Source organism: Neorhizobium sp. SOG26, assembly GCF_003491345.1.
Lineage (GTDB): Bacteria > Pseudomonadota > Alphaproteobacteria > Rhizobiales > Rhizobiaceae > Neorhizobium > Neorhizobium turbinariae.
Map to the genome: position 1 here is coordinate 1831522 of NZ_CP025512.1, position 14712 is coordinate 1846233.

The following is a 14712-nucleotide window of genomic DNA, read 5'->3' on the forward strand; positions in this document are numbered from 1 at the left end:
CATAACGCTGGCGGACGGAAAGTGATCCGTCCAGCGTGATTTGCGGGAGCCTGCGACTCACGCGACGCGCAAATCCTTCTTGCCCGGCAGGAACACTGTCAGCAAGCCGAGTGCCGGGAGGAAGGCACAGACATTATAGACGAAGACGATGCCGTAGTGGTCGGCAAACAGGCCAAGCGCCGCCGCGGCAATGCCGCCGATGCCAAAGGCAATGCCAAAGAAAATGCCGGCAACCATGCCGACGCGGCCCGGGACAAGCTCCTGCGCCATGACGACGATGGCCGGGAAGGACGAGGCCATGATGAAGCCGATGATCGCCGACAGCGCGATCGTCACCGGCAGGTTGGCAAACGGCATCGCCAGCGTGAACGGAAGCACGCCGAGGATGGAGAACCAGATCACCACCTTCGAGCCGAACTTGTCGCCGATCAGTCCTCCAATCACTGTGCCGAGCGCCACAGCGCCGAGGAAGATGAAGAGCATGATCTGCGACTGCTGCACGCTTACCTGGAAACGCTCGATGACAAAGAACGTGTAATAGCTGTTGATCGACGCCATGTAGGCGTTCTTCGAGAAGGTCAGGATGGTGAGCACGACGAGCGAGATCACCACCGTCCGCCTCGACAGATTGTGCGTGTTCACGGCACGCTTGCGGCCCTTATTGGCCGCCATGTGCCCCTTGTACCAGCGCGCAACGCGAGACAGGATGATGATGCCGAGGAGCGCGCCAACGGAGAACCAGATGACGCTCTTCTGACCATTCGGCACGATGATGAAGGCTGCAAGCAGCGGTCCGATCGACTGGCCGAAATTGCCACCAACCTGAAATACGGATTGCGCAAAACCGAACCGGCCGCCGGATGCAAGGCGCGCGACGCGCGACGATTCGGGATGGAAGACCGCCGAACCAATGCCGATCAGGGAAGCGGCGACAACCAGCATGGCGTAGGAATGCGCCGTCGCCAGCATGACGAGACCGATCAGCGTCGAGGTCATCCCGACCGGCAGCGAATATGGGAACGGCTTCTTGTCGGTGACGATGCCGATCACCGGCTGCAGCAGCGAGGCCGTGCACTGAAAGGCAAGCGTCAGCATGCCGATCTGCCAGAAGTCCAGCGCATAGTCGGTCTTCAGCATCGGATAGATCGACGAGATCATCGACTGCATGATGTCGTTGATCATGTGACAGAAGCTGACCGCCAGGATGACCGGGAGTACCGTCACATCCATGGAGACGGCCGGCTTGACCTCGCTGACGGAGATGGAAACGGGTTTCGAGGTTGCGTCTGCCATCTGATCTCCTCCGCGCAAGCGGTCTTCGTCTGGGATGGCCGTTGCTGCAATGCTGTGACAGCGGTTACTTATTCTTCTTGCAACCTACTGTCCATGTCAGCTTTGCCACTTCCGGTACGGTTGATGATGCCTGCAGCGCGTGCGCTGTCGATTCCTGTCGATTAGCGGATTTATGGGGTTCCGCTTCGGACAACATTTGCCTATAAGCCGCGTCTAGCCTGAAAAGAACAGACGCGCCCGCCCGACCGGTGAACCCATCACCGTGCCGGCTTTTCGCGCAGGAAAAAAGCGGAAGAAGACCATGCCCAAGCGCCAAGACATTAAATCGATCCTCATCATCGGCGCGGGTCCGATCGTCATCGGGCAGGCATGCGAATTCGACTATTCCGGAACCCAGGCCTGCAAGGCGCTGCGCGAAGAAGGGTACCGGGTCATCCTGGTCAACTCCAACCCGGCCACGATCATGACCGATCCGGGGCTCGCCGATGCGACCTATGTCGAGCCGATTACGCCGGAAGTGGTGGCCAAGATCATTGCCAAGGAGCGGCCCGACGCGCTCCTGCCGACCATGGGCGGCCAGACCGCGCTCAACACCGCGCTTTCGCTCAAGCGCATGGGCGTGCTCGATCGCTACAATGTCGAGATGATCGGCGCCAAGCCCGCCGCAATCGACAAGGCCGAGGACCGCGCGCTGTTCCGCGAAGCCATGGCCAAGATCGGTCTTGAAACGCCGAAGTCGATGCTGGCCAATGCCACCGACATCAAGGATGCCGACCGCAAGACCCATGAAGCCGAGCGCGCGAAGCTGCGCGAAAGCCTCTCCGGCGCCGAACTCGACAAGGCGCTTGATGAGCTGGAAAATCAGTGGAACCTCGGCGAAAGCGACCGCAAGCAGCGCTACATGAGCCATGCCATGGCGATCGCCGCCCAGGCGATCGATGTCGTCGGCCTGCCGGCGATCATCCGCCCGTCGTTCACGCTCGGCGGCACCGGCGGCGGCATCGCCTACAACCGCTCGGAGTTCTTCGAAATCGTCAGTTCCGGCCTCGACGCCTCCCCCACCACCGAGGTGCTGATCGAAGAATCGGTACTCGGCTGGAAGGAGTATGAGATGGAGGTAATCCGCGACAAGGCGGACAACTGCATCATCATCTGCTCGATCGAAAATATCGACCCGATGGGCGTCCATACCGGCGACTCCATCACCGTCGCACCGGCGCTGACGCTGACCGACAAAGAATACCAGATCATGCGTAACGCCTCGATTGCGGTGCTGCGCGAGATCGGCGTCGAAACCGGCGGCTCAAACGTTCAGTTCGCTGTCAACCCGAAGGACGGCCGCCTCGTCGTCATCGAGATGAACCCGCGCGTGTCGCGCTCCTCGGCGCTGGCTTCCAAGGCAACCGGCTTCCCGATTGCCAAGGTCGCCGCCAAGCTTGCAGTGGGCTATACGCTCGACGAACTGGAAAACGATATCACCGGTGGCGCAACGCCCGCTTCGTTCGAACCATCGATCGACTATGTCGTCACCAAGATCCCGCGTTTCGCCTTCGAGAAATTCCCGGGCGCCGAGCCGATCCTCACCACGGCCATGAAGTCGGTCGGTGAAGTCATGGCGATCGGCCGCACCTTTGCAGAGTCGCTGCAGAAGGCACTCCGTGGCCTAGAAACCGGCCTCACCGGCCTCGACGAGATTGAGATCCCGGGCCTGGACGACGGCGACAACAGCAAGAACGCCATCCGCGCCGCAATTGGCACCCCTACCCCGAACCGCCTGCGCATGGTCGCCCAGGCGCTGCGCCTCGGCATGTCCGAAGCTGAGGTTCACGAAGGCTGCAAGATTGATCCGTGGTTCATCGCCCAGTTGAAGGCGATCGTCGACATGGAAGCGCGCATCCGCGAGCACGGCCTGCCGACGGACACTGAAAACCTGCGCATGCTGAAGGCGATGGGCTTCTCCGACGCCCGCCTCGCCTCGCTCACGGGCAAGCGTCCGAAGGAAGTGGCGGAACTGCGCAACTCACTCAACGTCCGTCCGGTCTTCAAGCGCATCGACACTTGCGCTGCCGAATTCGCGTCGCCGACGGCCTACATGTACTCGACCTACGAGACGCCGTTTGTCGGGGCCCTTCGTTCGGAAGCCGAAGTGTCGACCGCCAAGAAGGTTGTCATCCTCGGCGGCGGCCCGAACCGCATCGGCCAGGGCATCGAGTTCGATTATTGCTGCTGCCACGCGGCCTTCGCGCTGAAGGATGCCGGCTATGAAGCGATCATGATCAACTGCAACCCGGAAACCGTGTCGACCGACTACGACACCTCCGACCGCCTGTATTTCGAGCCGCTCACGGCAGAGGACGTGATCGAGATCCTACGCGCGGAACAGGAAAAGGGTGAAGTCGTCGGCGTGATCGTCCAGTTCGGAGGCCAGACCCCGCTGAAGCTCGCCGAAGCGCTGGAAAAGAACGGCATCCCGATCCTCGGCACCGCGCCGGACATGATCGACCTCGCCGAAGACCGCGACCGGTTCCAGAAGCTTCTCATGAAGCTCGACCTCAACCAGCCGAACAACGGCATTGCCTATTCCGTTGAACAGGCGCGCCTTGTTGCTTCCGAAATCGGCTTCCCGCTCGTCGTGCGCCCGTCTTACGTTCTCGGCGGCCGCGCAATGCAGATCATCCACTCAGAATCGATGCTGCAGACCTACCTGCTCGACACGGTCCCGGGCCTTGTTCCAGAAGACATCAAGCAGCGTTACCCGAACGACAAGACGGGCCAGATCAACACGCTGCTCGGCAAGAACCCACTTCTGTTCGACAGCTACCTGACCAACGCAATCGAAGTCGACGTGGATGCCCTGAGCGACGGTACCGATGTCTATGTCGCTGGGATCATGGAGCATATCGAAGAAGCCGGCATCCATTCCGGTGACTCTGCCTGCTCGCTGCCGCCGCGCACGCTGTCCAAGGAAACGATCGACGAACTGGAGCGCCAGGCAACCGCCATGGCCAAGGCTCTCAATGTTGGCGGCCTGATGAACGTCCAGTTCGCCATCAAGGACGGCGTAATCTACGTGCTCGAAGTCAATCCGCGCGCGTCGCGTACCGTGCCATTCGTAGCCAAGACGATCGGCGCTCCGATCGCCAAGATCGCAGCCCGCATCATGGCCGGCGAGAAGCTCGATGCCACCTTTGCCGCCTACGGCAAGAAGCCTGATCCGCGCAACCTGAAGCACATTGCGGTCAAGGAAGCCGTCTTCCCGTTCGCCAAGTTCGCCGGCGTCGATACGCTGCTTGGCCCGGAAATGCGCTCCACCGGTGAGGTCATCGGCCTCGACACGGACTTTGCACTGGCATTCGCCAAGTCGCAGCTGGGCGCCGGGGTCGAGCTGCCGCGCAATGGCACCGTCTTCGTGTCGGTTCGCGACGAGGACAAGATCCGCGTCCTGCCGGCAATCCGCATCCTGGTTGAAATCGGCTTCAAGGTGATGGCATCCGGCGGCACGGCACGGTTCCTGGGCGAAAACGGCATCGAAGCCACCAAGATCAACAAGGTGCTCGAAGGCCGTCCGCATATCGAGGACGCTATCCGCAACCGTCAGGTCCAGCTCGTCATCAACACGACGGACGGTAACAAGGCGATCTCGGATTCGAAATCGCTGCGCCGCGCGACCCTGATGCAGAAGGTGCCCTACTACACCACCATGGCAGGCGCTGAAGCGGCAGCCTTGGCGATCAAGGCTCTCAAGGCCGGCAACCTCGAAGTTCGCCCGCTGCAGAGCTACTTCTAAGCCGACAACCTTCAGCCGGTCAGGGAGACTTGACCGGCTTTTCCGTCGATGTTATTTAGCCTTTAAGTTAATTAACCAGATGGCTAACTTATGCAGGTTGATCCGCTCTCCAGCACGCTCTCTGCCCTTGCCGATCCCACACGGCGGGCCATCATCGCGCGGCTTGCAACCGGGGAAGCGACCGTGAACGAGCTTGCCGAGCCGTTCGACATGAGCCTGCCGGCGATCTCCAAGCATCTGAAGGTTCTCGAGAGGGCCAAGCTCATCTCGCGCGGACGCAACGCCCAATGGCGCCCTTGCCGCCTGGAGCCCGAGCCGCTGAAGGCGCTCGACAACTGGCTGGAGGAATACCGGCAGCTTTGGGACCGGCGCCTTGATCGGCTCGAAGATTACCTGGCGACCCTGCAGGCAAAGGACGAAACCAAGGAGGACGAGTGATGACCGACAAGATGGAGATCCTCAACGAACGGCTCTTCGCCATCGACGCGCACACACTTTTCGGCGCCTTCTCCAATCCGGATCATCTGGAGCAATGGTGGGGACCGCATGGCTTTACCAACAGGATCCATGAGTTCGATTTCCGCCCCGGCGGCACCTGGCGCATCACCATGACCGCCTCGAACGGCACCGACTTCGACAACCGGCTGACCTTCGGGGAGATCATCCCCGGTGAACGCCTCGCCTTCCTCCATCATGAGCCGATGCATGTCTACACGATGGAAATCCGCTTCGAGCCTGAGACGGACGGCACCCGGATGCACTGGCGGATGCTGTTCGACGCGACGGAAGAGAACCTGCAGCTCAAGAAATTCATTGCCGCCGCCAATGAACAGAATTTCGACCGCCTCGAGGACCTCCTCCAACAGCTGAACAAAGGAAGCTGACATGACGACAGTAGACCACAGCGACAGGATGATCCAAGTCGACCGCCTGATTGCCGCCCCGCGCGATCTTGTCTTCCAGATGCTGACAGAGGCGAGGCACCTTGACCAATGGTGGGGCCCGGATGGCTTCATCACCGAAACGCACGAGATGGACTTCTCTGTCGGCGGCCTCTGGCTCTACACGATGCACGGGCCGGACAAGGACTGGCCGAACTGGATCCGCTACACGGAAATCTCGCCGCCCGAGCGGATCACTTACGACCACGGCGCCGAGATCGGCGAACCCGCCTGGTTTGAAGGCTCGATCACGCTAAAGACCGAAGGCACGGGCACCCGGATCACCATCACGCTTGTTTTCCCCACACCGGAAGCCAAGGAAGGATCGCTGAAGTACGGCGCGGTCGATGGCGGCAAACAGACGCTGGCGCGCCTCGACGCCTATGTCACGTCATCGGTTGCAGAGCGCTGAACCGGCCTCCCCGAGCAGGATCATGCTGCCAGGCGGCTGATCTTGCTCATGTCTTCCCTGAAGCGGATCAGTTCCTCCGCCTTTCGCCCCTCATCCGGGATGCGCAGCAGATATGACGGGTGCACGGTAACAAACAGCACCCGTCCATCCTCCATGGCGATTGGTTCCCCGCGCACATCCTCCAGCCGCTGCCGCATGTCGGTGAGCGCAAACAGCGCCGTGGCGCCCATGGCGACGACGAGCTTCGGCTTCACAAGTTCCAGTTCCTGCGTTAGCCACCAGCGACACTGGCGCACCTCGCCCAAGTTCGGCTTCTGATGGATGCGCCGCTTGCCGCGCGGCTCGTATTTGAAGTGCTTGACGGCGTTGGTGATATAAAGCGACTGCCGATCGATGCCGACCAGAGCGAGGGTGTCGTTGAAGAGCTTGCCCGCTGGACCGACGAAGGGCTTGCCGGCCAGATCCTCCTGGTCGCCCGGCTGCTCGCCCACGAACATCACCTTGGCATCCGGCGGCCCTTCCCCGAAGACGGTTTGCGTCGCGCGGCAATAGATGTCGCAGCGCGTGCAACTGCGCGCCTCTTCCTTCAGGGCCGGCAGTGTTCCCGCGGGAGGCTTTGACGGCACCGGCGCATTCGCCGCCGCCTCCTGCAGCCGGTGATGGAAGGGAAGCGGTTCGCTGGCCGCCTTGCGCGCCATCTCCATCACGCTCGCCTCGGCATTGGCGATCAGGCTCGGGATCAGCTCCGCCTCGGGCAGGTTCTTCCAATATCTCTTGGGCATCTCCTTCGTCATCATCTTCACCTTCAGCCGCGCCGGATTGAAGATGGAGGCGTAGTAGGTGCGCCAAAGCTCGTCAGTCTCGTCGCGCAGGTCCGGCTTCTCCGCCGGATCGTCGCTGGTGCGCAGCCTCTCGCCATCCCACGACGCGGATCCCTTCGGCGTCATGATCAGCCAGTCCATGTCGGTGAAGCGGTGCTGAAAGAAAGGCGCCACCCGATCGACAATGAAGTGGTCCGGTTCGAACCAGGAAATGAAGCGCCGACGCCCCGCGACGCCCTCCGGCAGCGGCATCTCCTTGAAGCGAACGAAGGCTGTCATCTTGTGGTAGTCGCGCCCGACGTATTTCGCCATCCGCTGCGCCATCACCACATCAGCATCAGACGACATCTGCAAAAGCCGCCGGTCATGCGCCAGCCGAAACAGCATGCGATACAGCAGCGCGAACCGGCTGGGGTCGGAATGGCAGATCACGGCACCCGCGAGCTTGATGAAGGCCGGCGGCACATGGAGCGGCGGCTGGTTGGGCAATGGGTCCGGCAATCGATTGTCGTCAAAGCCGAACAGGCCGTCGGCATCATCCATGCTACGCCAGTCGATCATCTCCGGCGGGATGCCGGCACTCAGGTAAGCGCGGGCGGCGTCACGCCACTCCGTCAGGTCCCCCCTGCCCCTCAGCGCATAGCGATAGATCATAACAGTGAAAGCTGCTCCGGCTTCGGCTCGAACATGGCGCGAAGGTCCGGCCGGTCGACGAGCCGGTGTGGCATCCAGCCTTCGGCCGTGACGAAGGGCTGTATCTTGCGCAGAGATACCCCAAGCCGCTTCAGGTCATCGAGCCGCAGACGCCGGAAGCGGCGCGCGGACAGGATGCTCTTCACGGTCTTCGTGCCAAGCCCCGGCACGCGCAGCAGCTTCTCCTTGTCGGCGCGGTTGACGTCCACCGGAAACTGTTCGCGATGCGCGAGTGCCCAGGCGAGCTTCGGGTCGAGATCGAGATCCAGCATGCCGTCCGCCCGCGTCGAGGTGATCTCGCCGATGTCGAAGCCGTAGAAGCGGTACAGCCAATCCGCCTGGTAAAGTCGGTGCTCGCGCATCAAAGGCGGCTTGATCAGCGGCAGGTTCTTCGATGAATCAGGAATGGGGCTGAAGGCCGAATAATAAACGCGTTTCAGGCCATAGCTGCCGTAGAGCCGCGCGCTGGTGCCGAGGATGGTGGCGTCATTGGCGCCATCCGCCCCCACGATCATCTGCGTGCTCTGGCCCGCCGGCGCAAACTTCTTGCGCCGCTTCGTCTGTAGCGTCGGCTCGGCCATTTCCTCCATCTTGAGCCGCAGGTTGCCCATCGACTGACGGATGTTGTCCGGCCGCTTTTCCGGTGCGAACTTGCCGATGCCCGCGTCCGTTGGCAGCTCGATGTTGATCGACAGGCGGTCGGCATAAAGCCCCGCCTCCTCGATCAGGTGCGCGGAGGCTTCGGGAATCGTTTTCAGGTGGATATAGCCGCGGAAGTTATGGACCGTACGCAGTTCGCGCGCGATTCTCACCATCTCCTCCATGGTGTGGTCGGAGGAACGAATGATGCCGGAGGAAAGGAAAAGACCTTCGATATAGTTGCGCCGATAGAATTCGAGCGTCAGCCAAATCACCTCTTCCGGCGTAAACCGGGCGCGCTCCACGTTGCTGGACGAGCGGTTGATGCAATAGGCGCAGTCATAGATGCAGAAGTTGGTGAGCAGGATCTTCAGCAGCGAGATGCACCGCCCATCCGGCGCATAGGCATGGCAGATGCCCGAACCTTCCGTCGAGCCAAGACCGCCGGAGCCGAGGGAATCGCGTTTCGACGTCCCGCTCGATGCGCAGGAAGCATCATATTTGGCGGCATCGGAGAGGATAGCCAGACGTTCTTTCAGCGACTTCTTCATTAGCTCGTTCTCTAAATGTTCTCCTCGCGGACGTCAAGACATTGACAAATGCAGCGGCATGGATTCTGATTGAGAAGGTTAGGGATTGGGCTCGGCAGTCACGCAAAAATTCTGGCGATGATTGTCGAATTTCTGTTATAGTGCCCTAAATTCTGGGTTTGCGAATGGTTCCGAAGTTTTACTCCGGAACCTGTTTCTTTTTGTGTCCGCCGCATCCGCGGGCACCGCCTGAAGGACAAGGAAATGGTTGATAAGGTACCGATGACGCAGAATGGCTTTGCACAGCTTCAGGAGGAGTTGCGCTGGCGCCAGCAGGAAGAGCGTCCCCGTATCATTGAGGCTATTGCGGAAGCGCGCGCCCATGGCGACCTTTCGGAAAATGCTGAATATCATGCCGCCAAGGAAGCCCAGAGCCACAACGAAGGCCGCATCACCGAACTGGAAGATCTGACCGCCCGTGCCGAGGTGATCGATCTGTCCAAGATGTCGGGTTCGAAGATCAAGTTCGGTGCGACGGTGAAGCTCGTCGACGAAGATACCGAAGAAGAAAAGGTCTACCAGATTGTCGGCGATCAGGAAGCTGACGTGAAGGCTGGCCGCATTTCCATCTCCTCGCCCATCGCCCGTGCGATGATCGGCAAGGAGAAGGGGGATTCCATCGAAGTCGTCGCACCGGGCGGCTCCAAGGCCTACGAGATCCTCTCCGTATCCTGGGGCTGATTCCGTGCCTTCCAGCGGGGCAAGAAACGACAATCCCGCCATTGTCGATATCCGTGACGCCGAAATCATCGCGCCGAACTTCAAGAAGCGGCTTTCCGGCGTCACCTCGACGATCATCCAACTGATACCGATCCAGCGCGCACTCGGCCAGAAGGTCGCGGCGCTTGGTCCCGGCTTGCCGGATACCCTGCCCCATGTCCGTTTTCGCGATCTGCCAGCGCTGTGGAAGGCGCCGCGTGGCAAGCGCTTCCGGATCTGGCATGCCCGCCGCAACATCGAGATGTTGCCGGCAATCCTCATGCGCGATGTCCTGCGCATGCCGTTGAAGGTCGTCTTCACCTCGGCCTCGCAACGCAAGCATACCGGCTGGACCAAGTGGCTGATCTCGCGCATGGATGGCGTGATAGCCGTCTGCGGCAAGACTTCCGCCTATCTGGAGGTGCCAAACACGGTCATATTGCACGGCATCGACACCGAGCGCTTTTCGCCACCGGCGGACAAGGCTGAAGCCAAGCACCAGTGCGGACTTGATCCGAAGGCCAACATCATCGGCTGCTTTGGCCGCGTGCGCCACCAGAAGGGCACCGACCTTTTCGTGGACGCGATGATCCGCCTCCTGCCGTCGCGGCCAAACTGGACTGCGGTGGTTGCCGGGCGCGCGACAAGCAAGCATGTCAGGTTTGAGGATGAACTGAAGGCACGGGTGAATGCTGCCGGCCTTGCAGACCGCATCCGCTTTGTCGGTGAGCACACCAACATCAACGATTGGTATCGCGCGCTCGACCTCTTCATCGCCCCGCAGCGCTGGGAAGGGTTTGGCCTGACGCCGCTTGAGGCCATGGCGACCGGCGTGCCGGTTGTCGCGACCAATGTCGGCGCCTTCCCGGAACTCATCGCAACCGGCGTCGAAGAAACCGGCGTCATCATTGCGCGTGACGACCTGGACGCCATGGTCATTGCCGCAGCCACCTGGATGGACGACGCGACACGCCGCGCTGTCGCCGCAAAACGCGCCCACGTCCACGCCACGGAAAACTTTGCGATCGAAGGTGAAGCGAAGCGGATTGGCAACTTCTACGCCGGCATCCGCTAGCGCTCGAAACCTACCGCTGCGGCTTGCGCTTGAAGAGGTCGATATAGGCGTCGCAGACGGCGTCTTCCGAGAACTGCCCCACGAGCGTCGCCCGACCGCCCTCGCCCAGGCTCTTTGCCAGCGCCTTGTCGGCAATCAACTGGTTGATGGCGCGGCTGAAGCCGGCGACATCATCAATATCGACCAGCAGGCCGTTCTCGCCGTCGCGCATGAACCAGGACGGACCTTCGGACCGGGAAGAAACAACTGGCTTGCCTTGCGCCCAGGCCTCGAAAATCACATTGCCCAGCGGCTCGTGGCTGGACGGCATGATGAACATGTCGGCCGCGGCAACATAGGGCCGCGCATCCTTCTGCCAGCCGAGGAAGCGCACGCGCTCCTCGAGCTTGTGTTCCTTCACCACGGCATGCAGCGCCTCGTTCTCCTCCCCCTCGCCGGCGATCCAGAGATAGGCGCCCGGCACCGCAGCCATCGCCTCGATCAGCAGGTGGATGCGCTTGCGCTTGACGAAACGGGCCATCGTCATCACCAGCGGCACGCCATCGGGTGTATTGGCGACAGAGCGCGAAATCGGCGCAACGATGCTGGTGTCGGTGAAGTTCGAGATCACCTCGACGCCGCGATTCCAGCCGAGGTTGTTGCGCACGTGATCAGCAATACCAGGGGTATTGCAGACGAGGATGTCGGAGTTCTTGAAGTAGCCGAGATGCGTGGGGTAATCACCAAGACGCGAAAGCTTGATGCCACCCTTGTAGTCCGGCATCAGCCGCGCGCCGCGGGTCGACCACGAGATGATGGCGTCGGCCTTGTCCTTCTTGGCAAGCTGCAGCACCTTGATCGGCAGCAGGATGCGGTCGATGGACAGATTGCGGAAGTTGCTTTCGATGACGCGCGAATGTTTCTCGACATCGGGCTTCCAGCGACGGTTCCAGCGCATCACCGTCGTCTGCTCCACGCCCCTGCGGTGAAGCGCGCCGACCAGGTGCACGAAGAATTTTTCCGCACCGCCGTCCTTGCCGAAAATGTACTGGTGAACCCGAAACGTCATGTCTGCCCTCGTCTCTGCCATGCTGCTTGACCATCAGCGGCCATCCGGGCAGCGCCGCCTATATCTTATGGTTGGCCAAGCTCTGCAAGAGCAAAGCTCTGAAGCGCCAAAAGATCAGGCACAGAACGCGGCAGGGCTCTTCCATCGGCGAGCCAAAGAAACTATCGCAATGACATCAGCCGCGCACTAGATGCGCAGACAAACATCGTCCTGCCGGAAGATTTCATGTCCTTGCTCAAAACCTATGTGATCAACCTGGACGGAAGCACCGACCGCCTTGCCGCGATCACCGAGCGGCTTGCCGGCTTCGGCATCGACTTCGAGCGCGTGGCGGCCGTCGATGGACGGAAGATGGACCTCTCGACGCTGCCCGAATACGATGCTGAGCGTGCCGAACGGTACATGGGCCGCAGCCTCGTTGGCGGCGAAATTGGCTGCTACCTGAGCCATCTCAAAGTTGCCGAGGCGTTCCTCCAGTCAGATGCGCCTTATGCGCTGGTTCTCGAAGATGATGCGTTGCCGCTCTGCAATCCGGTCGAGCTGCTCATGCAGGCACTGGCGGATCTGAACAGCGTCGACCCCGATTGGCTGCTCATCAATACCGGCAACAACAAGCTGAAGATCGCCACGCCGCTGAAGCGCTACACGATCGGCAGCCACCAATGCGAGCTGGTCGCGGCCCACTATTTCCCGATGACGACGAGCGCGATCGTCTGGTCACGCGAAGGTGCACGTCGCTTTGTTGACGAACATGCGAAGATCTTCGCACCGGTCGACAACTACTTCCGCTACTGGCTGACCCGCACGGGCCACGGTTATTCCTTCTGGCCGGCCCCCGTGACGACGACCGAAGCCGCAAGCCAGATTCTGTCCGGCGCCGGCACCGCCCGCAAGACGAACAAGCGGAAATGGTACTACGGCGCGGCGAAACAGTTCCGGCTGTTTCAGGATAAGTGGATTGCCGCCCGGAAGAAGCGGGTGTTCAAGTTAAAGCTCGATGCCTTGGGCGGCTGAATCAAATCTCCACCAGCCCCAGTTGCTTGACCTGGCGAATGGTCAACATGGTGCGGACGGTGTCGACGTGCTCGTCGGCGGTCAAGACCTCGATCACGAAGTCCTGGAAGACGGTGAGGTTCTGGGCCGCGCAGCGAAGCAGGAAGTCGCTGTCGCCATTCACCATCCAAGCCTCCCGCACCAGCGGCCATTGCTGCACCTTGGAGGCAAAGCTCTTGAGATCCGCGTCCGACTGACGCTTGAGGCCGACCATGCAGAAGGCAACAAGATCGAACCCCAGCTTCGGCCCGTTGAGGAGCGCGTGGTAGCCTTCGATGATGCCGGCTTCCTCAAGTTTGCGCACCCGGCGCAGGCATGGCGGCGCGGAAATACCGACTCGCTCGGCGAGGTCCACATTGGTCATGCGACCATCGCGCTGCAACTCCCTCAAGATTTTGATGTCGATGGCATCCAGATCAGCGCGAAACACATCTTTCCCCTTGGCTCGCAGGAGCTTTTAGACGAAACAGCAACTAACGCAAGAAGATGCTTTTTCATGCCAACTGTCCTGTTGTTAACGCAAGGCTGCCCTTGCAAAGCTGCATGGATCACCCTTAGATGACGCTTTAAAGCGGCAGACCGAATGGCGGCTTCCTATATGGGAGGTGGAAAAAGCTGCGATCGGTTTTTGAAAGGAATCACAACATGTCCGCCCGTCATACCGAGGTCCTGATCATCGGTTCTGGCCCTGCCGGTTATACCGCTGCCATTTATGCTGCTCGCGCAATGCTGAAGCCTGTGCTGATTGCCGGCATGGAACAGGGCGGCCAGCTGATGATCACCACCGACGTGGAGAACTATCCCGGCTTCGGCGACCCGATCCAGGGCCCATGGCTGATGGAGCAGATGCTGAAGCAGGCGACCCATGTCGGTGCGGAAATCGTCAACGACCTCGTGACCGACGTCGACATGAGCCGACGCCCGTTCACCGTCTCGACCGACTCGGGACAGGTCTGGACGGCTGATACGCTGATCATTGCCACCGGCGCCAAGGCCAAGTGGCTTGGGCTGGAAAGCGAAGCGCAGTTCCAGGGCTTCGGCGTCTCCGCATGCGCCACCTGCGACGGTTTCTTCTACCGCAACAAGGACGTCATCGTGGTTGGCGGCGGCAACTCCGCCGTCGAGGAAGCGCTTTATCTGTCGAACATTGCCAAATCGGTTACGGTCGTGCATCGGCGCGACAGCTTCCGCTCGGAGAAGATCCTCGCCGAACGTCTTTTCCAGCGCCCGAACGTGAACGTGCTCTGGAACACGGAGATTGCCGAAATCACAGGCAAACCGGCCAAGGCGCCGCTGCCGCCGTCGGTGGAAGGCGTCAAGCTGCGCAACACGCAGACCGGCGAGATCACCGACTTCCCCATCCACGGCGTGTTCGTGGCGATCGGCCATGCTCCGGCGACCGAGCTCTTCATGGGCAAGCTGAAGATGAAGCCGAACGGCTACCTCTGGACGGCGCCCGATTCCACCGCGACGGACGTTCCTGGCGTCTTTGCCGCCGGTGACGTCACCGACGATACCTTCCGGCAGGCGATTACGGCCGCAGGCATGGGCTGCATGGCAGCACTCGAAGCCGAACGTTATCTTGCAGGCATCCAGCCGACGGTCGCGAGCCAGCTCGCCGACACGATGGCTGACGCCGTTCAAGCCGCAGAATAAGGATC

At 61.0% G+C, this 14712-nt stretch carries 13 protein-coding genes; 8 read left to right on the forward strand and 5 right to left on the reverse strand.

Annotation, left to right across the window (positions count from 1 at the left end; genetic code table 11):
* Positions 1 to 57: 57 nt before the first annotated feature.
* On the reverse strand, positions 58 to 1293 hold the full coding sequence (locus tag CYG48_RS09080) for an MFS transporter (RefSeq protein ID WP_118850090.1): 1236 nt from the start codon (positions 1291 to 1293) through the stop codon (positions 58 to 60).
* A 301-nt stretch (positions 1294 to 1594) separates the two neighbouring features.
* Between CYG48_RS09080 and carB the strand changes: the two genes are divergently transcribed.
* From carB to CYG48_RS09100, 4 genes are all read left to right on the forward strand, one after another.
* On the forward strand, positions 1595 to 5080 hold the full coding sequence (carB, locus tag CYG48_RS09085) for a carbamoyl-phosphate synthase large subunit (RefSeq protein ID WP_118850091.1): 3486 nt from the start codon (positions 1595 to 1597) through the stop codon (positions 5078 to 5080).
* A 90-nt stretch (positions 5081 to 5170) separates the two neighbouring features.
* Positions 5171 to 5518, forward strand: a complete 348-nt coding sequence (locus tag CYG48_RS09090) for an ArsR/SmtB family transcription factor (RefSeq protein WP_118850092.1) — start codon at positions 5171 to 5173, stop codon at positions 5516 to 5518.
* Positions 5518 to 5964: an SRPBCC domain-containing protein gene (locus CYG48_RS09095; protein ID WP_118850093.1), complete on the forward strand. Its 447-nt coding sequence runs from the start codon at positions 5518 to 5520 to the stop codon at positions 5962 to 5964. The genes CYG48_RS09090 and CYG48_RS09095 overlap by 1 nt, the downstream gene beginning before the upstream one ends.
* 1 nt (position 5965) lies before the next feature.
* Entirely contained in the window at positions 5966 to 6433 is a 468-nt protein-coding gene (locus tag CYG48_RS09100) for an SRPBCC domain-containing protein (protein ID WP_118850094.1), read from the forward strand.
* Between the two features lie 20 nt (positions 6434 to 6453).
* On the opposite strand, the gene CYG48_RS09105 is transcribed toward CYG48_RS09100, so the two are convergent.
* Positions 6454 to 7908, reverse strand: a complete 1455-nt coding sequence (locus tag CYG48_RS09105; protein WP_445304299.1) for a UdgX family uracil-DNA binding protein — start codon at positions 7906 to 7908, stop codon at positions 6454 to 6456.
* Positions 7905 to 9137, reverse strand: coding sequence for a putative DNA modification/repair radical SAM protein (locus CYG48_RS09110; RefSeq protein ID WP_118850095.1), 1233 nt, complete (start codon positions 9135 to 9137; stop codon positions 7905 to 7907). The genes CYG48_RS09105 and CYG48_RS09110 overlap by 4 nt, the downstream gene beginning before the upstream one ends.
* 243 nt (positions 9138 to 9380) lie before the next feature.
* Between CYG48_RS09110 and greA the strand changes: the two genes are divergently transcribed.
* Both greA and CYG48_RS09120 read left to right on the forward strand, forming a co-directional pair.
* Positions 9381 to 9857, forward strand: coding sequence for a transcription elongation factor GreA (greA, locus tag CYG48_RS09115; protein WP_118850096.1), 477 nt, complete (start codon positions 9381 to 9383; stop codon positions 9855 to 9857).
* Between the two features lie 40 nt (positions 9858 to 9897).
* The gene (locus CYG48_RS09120) at positions 9898 to 10950 is read left to right on the forward strand and encodes a glycosyltransferase family 4 protein (RefSeq protein WP_118851569.1); all 1053 of its coding nucleotides are present in this window, start codon (positions 9898 to 9900) and stop codon (positions 10948 to 10950) included.
* Between the two features lie 10 nt (positions 10951 to 10960).
* Here CYG48_RS09120 and CYG48_RS09125 read toward each other — a convergent pair whose 3' ends face one another.
* Positions 10961 to 11998, reverse strand: coding sequence for a glycosyltransferase (locus CYG48_RS09125; RefSeq protein WP_118850097.1), 1038 nt, complete (start codon positions 11996 to 11998; stop codon positions 10961 to 10963).
* 225 nt (positions 11999 to 12223) lie between these two features.
* Between CYG48_RS09125 and CYG48_RS09130 the strand changes: the two genes are divergently transcribed.
* Positions 12224 to 13012: a glycosyltransferase family 25 protein gene (locus CYG48_RS09130; RefSeq protein ID WP_118850098.1), complete on the forward strand. Its 789-nt coding sequence runs from the start codon at positions 12224 to 12226 to the stop codon at positions 13010 to 13012.
* 1 nt (position 13013) lies between these two features.
* Here the strand turns inward: CYG48_RS09130 and CYG48_RS09135 are convergent, their stop codons facing one another.
* Positions 13014 to 13481, reverse strand: a complete 468-nt coding sequence (locus tag CYG48_RS09135; RefSeq protein WP_118850099.1) for an Lrp/AsnC family transcriptional regulator — start codon at positions 13479 to 13481, stop codon at positions 13014 to 13016.
* 215 nt (positions 13482 to 13696) lie between these two features.
* On the opposite strand from CYG48_RS09135, the gene trxB reads away from it, so the two are divergent.
* A complete protein-coding gene (gene trxB / locus CYG48_RS09140) occupies positions 13697 to 14707 on the forward strand; it encodes a thioredoxin-disulfide reductase (protein ID WP_118850100.1) in 1011 nt (336 codons plus the stop codon).
* Positions 14708 to 14712: the final 5 nt, after the last annotated feature.

Coding starts and splice junctions, on each gene's coding strand:
- CYG48_RS09080 (WP_118850090.1), bottom strand. CDS start 1,293: ATGGCAGACGCAACCTCGAAACCCGTTTCCATCTCCGTCAGCGAGGTC.
- carB (WP_118850091.1), top strand. CDS start 1,595: ATGCCCAAGCGCCAAGACATTAAATCGATCCTCATCATCGGCGCGGGT.
- CYG48_RS09090 (WP_118850092.1), top strand. CDS start 5,171: ATGCAGGTTGATCCGCTCTCCAGCACGCTCTCTGCCCTTGCCGATCCC.
- CYG48_RS09095 (WP_118850093.1), top strand. CDS start 5,518: ATGACCGACAAGATGGAGATCCTCAACGAACGGCTCTTCGCCATCGAC.
- CYG48_RS09100 (WP_118850094.1), top strand. CDS start 5,966: ATGACGACAGTAGACCACAGCGACAGGATGATCCAAGTCGACCGCCTG.
- CYG48_RS09105 (WP_445304299.1), bottom strand. CDS start 7,908: ATGATCTATCGCTATGCGCTGAGGGGCAGGGGGGACCTGACGGAGTGG.
- CYG48_RS09110 (WP_118850095.1), bottom strand. CDS start 9,137: ATGAAGAAGTCGCTGAAAGAACGTCTGGCTATCCTCTCCGATGCCGCC.
- greA (WP_118850096.1), top strand. CDS start 9,381: ATGGTTGATAAGGTACCGATGACGCAGAATGGCTTTGCACAGCTTCAG.
- CYG48_RS09125 (WP_118850097.1), bottom strand. CDS start 11,998: ATGACGTTTCGGGTTCACCAGTACATTTTCGGCAAGGACGGCGGTGCG.
- CYG48_RS09130 (WP_118850098.1), top strand. CDS start 12,224: ATGTCCTTGCTCAAAACCTATGTGATCAACCTGGACGGAAGCACCGAC.
- trxB (WP_118850100.1), top strand. CDS start 13,697: ATGTCCGCCCGTCATACCGAGGTCCTGATCATCGGTTCTGGCCCTGCC.